Genomic DNA, 328 nt, shown 5'->3' with positions numbered 1-328 from the left:
CGGGCGGACGCCCGAAGCGTTTTCCTGCTGCCTTTGCCCGGGCAATACCCGAATGTGTGCGTTCAAGAAGCAAGTCACGTTCGAACTCTGCCACCGCTGAAATCACCTGCATGGTCATTTTTCCCGCTGGGCTAGTAAGATCGACGCCCCCAAGAGCCAAGCAGTGAACACGAATGTCTAATGCCGCCAGTTGCTCCACCGTTTTTCTGATATCCATCGCATTACGTCCCAGACGGTCCAGTTTAGTGACAATCAGCACATCAACATTTTCCATACGATCAAGCAGCCGGATAAATCCAGCTCGCTCACTGGCCGCCACCGATCCACT

1 protein-coding gene is annotated in these 328 nt (G+C 54.0%); it reads right to left on the bottom strand.

Translation table 11 applies throughout. The features are described from left to right. On the bottom strand, nt 1–328 hold a 328-nt coding region (locus AEP37_RS24120; RefSeq protein WP_049615712.1), incomplete at both ends, for a recombinase family protein.

This window comes from Yersinia pekkanenii, from assembly GCF_001152565.1.
Lineage (GTDB): Bacteria > Pseudomonadota > Gammaproteobacteria > Enterobacterales > Enterobacteriaceae > Yersinia > Yersinia pekkanenii.
Note: the sequence above shows the minus strand (reverse complement) of the source record. Positions and strands in the feature narration are given on the sequence as shown.